The 5,531-nt window shown below is 54.4% G+C and carries 3 rRNA genes; all 3 read left to right on the top strand.

What is annotated here, in order from left to right:
* Positions 1–259 precede the first annotated feature (259 nt).
* The 3 genes from RQG82_RS20100 to rrf all read left to right on the top strand — a co-directional run bounded on the left by RQG82_RS20100 (position 260) and on the right by rrf (position 5,522).
* A 16S ribosomal RNA gene (locus tag RQG82_RS20100) occupies positions 260–1,782 on the top strand.
* 413 nt (positions 1,783–2,195) lie between these two features.
* Positions 2,196–5,299, top strand: a 23S ribosomal RNA gene (locus RQG82_RS20095).
* Positions 5,300–5,405: 106 nt separating this feature from the next.
* A 5S ribosomal RNA gene (gene rrf / locus RQG82_RS20090) occupies positions 5,406–5,522 on the top strand.
* Together the 16S, 23S and 5S rRNA genes form the textbook arrangement of a ribosomal RNA operon.
* The last annotated feature ends 9 nt before the right edge of the window (positions 5,523–5,531 follow it).

The raw sequence follows: 5,531 nt of genomic DNA, 5'->3' as shown, positions 1-5,531 counted from the left end.
TAAGATAGAGAAGTTGCCCTTCGGGCCTGGTTGTGATGACTGGGTCGTGGGAGCATCCGATCCTTGAGAACTCAACAGCGTGCACTTGTCAAATGCCAAATTATCCTCGTCTAGCTTCGGCTGGGTGAGAATTCCTTTGGATCAAAGACCAACCTCTTTGTGGGGTTGGCATTCGGATGAAGTCAGCAATGAATTTGTCTCTTTGGTCAGCATCAAACTCGCTGCGTCACCGTTTTCCCGGTGTCGTATGCATTTCTTTTTTACGGAGAGTTTGATCCTGGCTCAGGATGAACGCTGGCGGCGTGCTTAACACATGCAAGTCGAACGGTGAAGCCCAGCTTGCTGGGTGGATCAGTGGCGAACGGGTGAGTAACACGTGAGCAACCTGCCCCTGACTCTGGGATAAGCGCTGGAAACGGCGTCTAATACTGGATACGAGTAGCGACCGCATGGTCAGCTACTGGAAAGATTTATTGGTTGGGGATGGGCTCGCGGCCTATCAGCTTGTTGGTGAGGTAATGGCTCACCAAGGCGTCGACGGGTAGCCGGCCTGAGAGGGTGACCGGCCACACTGGGACTGAGACACGGCCCAGACTCCTACGGGAGGCAGCAGTGGGGAATATTGCACAATGGGCGCAAGCCTGATGCAGCAACGCCGCGTGAGGGATGACGGCCTTCGGGTTGTAAACCTCTTTTAGCAGGGAAGAAGCGAAAGTGACGGTACCTGCAGAAAAAGCGCCGGCTAACTACGTGCCAGCAGCCGCGGTAATACGTAGGGCGCAAGCGTTATCCGGAATTATTGGGCGTAAAGAGCTCGTAGGCGGTTTGTCGCGTCTGCTGTGAAATCCGGAGGCTCAACCTCCGGCCTGCAGTGGGTACGGGCAGACTAGAGTGCGGTAGGGGAGATTGGAATTCCTGGTGTAGCGGTGGAATGCGCAGATATCAGGAGGAACACCGATGGCGAAGGCAGATCTCTGGGCCGTAACTGACGCTGAGGAGCGAAAGGGTGGGGAGCAAACAGGCTTAGATACCCTGGTAGTCCACCCCGTAAACGTTGGGAACTAGTTGTGGGGTCCATTCCACGGATTCCGTGACGCAGCTAACGCATTAAGTTCCCCGCCTGGGGAGTACGGCCGCAAGGCTAAAACTCAAAGGAATTGACGGGGACCCGCACAAGCGGCGGAGCATGCGGATTAATTCGATGCAACGCGAAGAACCTTACCAAGGCTTGACATATACGAGAACGGGCCAGAAATGGTCAACTCTTTGGACACTCGTAAACAGGTGGTGCATGGTTGTCGTCAGCTCGTGTCGTGAGATGTTGGGTTAAGTCCCGCAACGAGCGCAACCCTCGTTCTATGTTGCCAGCACGTAATGGTGGGAACTCATGGGATACTGCCGGGGTCAACTCGGAGGAAGGTGGGGATGACGTCAAATCATCATGCCCCTTATGTCTTGGGCTTCACGCATGCTACAATGGCCGGTACAAAGGGCTGCAATACCGCGAGGTGGAGCGAATCCCAAAAAGCCGGTCCCAGTTCGGATTGAGGTCTGCAACTCGACCTCATGAAGTCGGAGTCGCTAGTAATCGCAGATCAGCAACGCTGCGGTGAATACGTTCCCGGGTCTTGTACACACCGCCCGTCAAGTCATGAAAGTCGGTAACACCTGAAGCCGGTGGCCTAACCCTTGTGGAGGGAGCCGTCGAAGGTGGGATCGGTAATTAGGACTAAGTCGTAACAAGGTAGCCGTACCGGAAGGTGCGGCTGGATCACCTCCTTTCTAAGGAGCATCTGACTCTTCGGAGTCCAGAACCCAGATCGAGGACGTTCGTTTCTCGCTGGGAGCTCATGGGTGGAACATTTGACATGGTGCGAAGGAAGAAGCTCTCGCTTAGTACACCGCTTGCGGTGGGAACGGGGAGGGTTTCGGATGTCGCATCTGCACGCTGTTGGGTCCTGAGGGACCGGATGCGGATCTTTCGGGATTCGTTTTTCGTACCTCTGGGCCTCTTGTTGTTTCCCCTGTGGGGGAAGCGGGGAGGGGTACCGCCCGTACTTTGAGAACTACACAGTGGACGCGAGCATCTTGCAGCCGGCTTCGGTCGGTTGCACAAGATGATCTTAAAGATCATTAGTCAATTTCAAGCCAGGCCTTTGTGTCTGGTGTCGATTCTGATTCAAACTCATGTGATATATCAAGTCTTTAAGAGCAAACGGTGAATGCCTTGGCATCTGGAGCCGAAGAAGGACGTAGCAATCTGCGATAAGCCTCGGGGAACTGATAAGCAAGTTTTGATCCGAGGGTGTCCGAATGGGGAAACCCCGCTGGGCGGCGTGCCGACCTAGTGACTCCCGCCTGAATATATAGGGCGGGTAGAGGGAACGTGGGGAAGTGAAACATCTCAGTACCCACAGGAAGAGAAAGCAACCGCGATTCCGTTAGTAGTGGCGAGCGAAACCGGAACAGGCTAAACCTAGCGTGTGTGATAGCCGGCAGGCGTTGCACGTTGGGGGTTGTGGGACTTTTCAGTCATCTCTGCCGAGATGGCGGCGTTACAAGATGGTATAGACGAACGGTCTTGAAAGGCCGGTCATAGAGGGTGACAACCCCGTAGTCGAAATGCCTCCCTTGGCGCGAAGAGTATCCCAAGTAGCACGGGGCCCGTGAAATCCCGTGTGAATCTGTCAGGACCACCTGATAAGCCTAAATACTCCCAGATGACCGATAGCGGACAAGTACCGTGAGGGAAAGGTGAAAAGTACCCCGGGAGGGGAGTGAAATAGTACCTGAAACCGTTTGCTTACAAACCGTTGGAGCAGCCTTAGTAGCTGTGACAGCGTGCCTTTTGAAGAATGAGCCTGCGAGTTAGCGATATGTGGCGAGGTTAACCCGTTGAGGGGTAGCCGTAGCGAAAGCGAGTCTGAATAGGGCGATTCAGTCGCATGTCCTAGACCCGAAGCGAAGTGATCTATCCATGGCCAGGTTGAAGCGACGGTAAGACGTCGTGGAGGACCGAACCCACTTAGGTTGAAAACTGAGGGGATGAGCTGTGGATAGGGGTGAAAGGCCAATCAAACTTCGTGATAGCTGGTTCTCTCCGAAATGCATTTAGGTGCAGCGTTGCGTGTTTCTTGCCGGAGGTAGAGCTACTGGATGGCCGATGGGCCCTACAAGGTTACTGACGTCAGCCAAACTCCGAATGCCGGTAAGTGAGAGCGCAGCAGTGAGACTGTGGGGGATAAGCTTCATAGTCGAGAGGGAAACAACCCAGACCACCAACTAAGGTCCCAAAGCGCGTGCTAAGTGGGAAAGGATGTGGAGTTGCCTTGACAACCAGGAGGTTGGCTTAGAAGCAGCCACCCTTGAAAGAGTGCGTAATAGCTCACTGGTCAAGTGATTCCGCGCCGACAATGTAACGGGGCTCAAGCACGCCACCGAAGTTGTGGCATTGACATTATTGGTAGGCCTTCGTGGTCCAGCCGTGTTGATGGGTAGGAGAGCGTCGTGTGGCCAGCGAAGCGGCGGTGTAAACCAGCCGTGGAGGCTACACGAGTGAGAATGCAGGCATGAGTAGCGAAAGACGTGTGAGAAACACGTCCTCCGAAAGACCAAGGGTTCCAGGGTCAAGCTAATCTTCCCTGGGTAAGTCGGGACCTAAGGCGAGGCCGACAGGCGTAGTCGATGGACAACGGGTTGATATTCCCGTACCGGCGAAGAACCGCCCAAGCTAATCCAGTAGTGCTAAGTGTCTGAATCCCAGTGACTGATCCCTTCGGGGTGACGCGTTGGGCCTAGCGCACGACCCCATTCTGGTGCGGTTAGCGTATTAACAGGTGTGACGCAGGAAGGTAGTCCAGCCGGGCGATGGTTGTCCCGGTGCAAGTGCGTAGGCCGAGAGATAGGCAAATCCGTCTCTCACATAGGCTGAGACACGATGCGGATAAAAAGTGGATGATCCTATGCTGCCAAGAAAAGCATCGACGCGAGGTTCAAGCCGCCCGTACCCCAAACCGACTCAGGTGGTCAGGTAGAGAATACCAAGGAGATCGAGAGAATCGTGGTTAAGGAACTCGGCAAAATGCCCCCGTAACTTCGGGAGAAGGGGGGCCTTCGGCGTATTAGGACTTGCTCCGAAAGCGTTTGGAGGCCGCAGAGACTAGTGGGTAGCGACTGTTTACTAAAAACACAGGTCCGTGCCAAGTCGCAAGACGATGTATACGGACTGACGCCTGCCCGGTGCTGGAAGGTTAAGAGGACCGGTTAGCCGCAAGGCGAAGCTGAGAATTTAAGCCCCAGTAAACGGCGGTGGTAACTATAACCATCCTAAGGTAGCGAAATTCCTTGTCGGGTAAGTTCCGACCTGCACGAATGGCGTAACGACTTCCCAACTGTCTCAACCGCGAACTCGGCGAAATTGCATTACGAGTAAAGATGCTCGTTACGCGCAGCAGGACGGAAAGACCCCGTGACCTTTACTATAGCTTTGTATTGGTGTTCGGTGTGGCTTGTGTAGGATAGGTGGGAGACTGTGAAGCATGGACGCCAGTTCATGTGGAGTCATTGTTGAAATACCACTCTGGTCACTCTGGATATCTAACTTCGAACCGTAATCCGGTTCAGGGACAGTGCATGGTGGGTAGTTTAACTGGGGCGGTTGCCTCCCAAAAAGTAACGGAGGCGCCCAAAGGTTCCCTCAACCTGGTTGGCAATCAGGTGTCGAGTGTAAGTGCACAAGGGAGCTTGACTGTGAGACTGACAGGTCGAGCAGGGACGAAAGTCGGGACTAGTGATCCGGCAGTGGCTTGTGGAAGCGCTGTCGCTCAACGGATAAAAGGTACCTCGGGGATAACAGGCTGATCTTGCCCAAGAGTCCATATCGACGGCATGGTTTGGCACCTCGATGTCGGCTCGTCGCATCCTGGGGCTGGAGTAGGTCCCAAGGGTTGGGCTGTTCGCCCATTAAAGCGGTACGCGAGCTGGGTTTAGAACGTCGTGAGACAGTTCGGTCCCTATCCGCTGCGCGCGTAGGAAATTTGAGAGGATCTGACCCTAGTACGAGAGGACCGGGTTGGACGAACCTCTGGTGTGTCAGTTGTTCCGCCAGGAGCACCGCTGATTAGCTACGTTCGGGATGGATAACCGCTGAAAGCATCTAAGCGGGAAGCCGGCCTCAAGATGAGATTTCCATACCTTCGGGTGAGAGGCTCCCAGCCAGACTACTGGGTTGATAGGCCAGATGTGGAAGTGCAGTAATGCATGCAGCTGACTGGTACTAATAAGCCGATGACTTGATAACACACCGTTTGTTGGTGCTACGCGTCCACTGAGTGGTTCTCGATGTACGGTCGAGAACCGCATGACAATGACTTTGTTATGTGTTTTGATTGAAACATCTATAGTGTTTCGGCGGCCATAGCGTGAGGGAAACGCCCGGTTACATTCCGAACCCGGAAGCTAAGCCTCACAGCGCCGATGGTACTGCAGGGGGGACCCTGTGGGAGAGTAGGACACCGCCGGACTTCTTTTAA

Origin of the sequence: Microbacterium sp. WCS2018Hpa-9, from assembly GCF_031843745.1 — a bacterium.
In the GTDB taxonomy this organism is placed as follows: Bacteria; Actinomycetota; Actinomycetes; order Actinomycetales; family Microbacteriaceae; genus Microbacterium.
The sequence above is the reverse complement of the archived record's forward strand: the minus strand, read 5'-3'. Positions and strand labels throughout refer to the sequence as shown.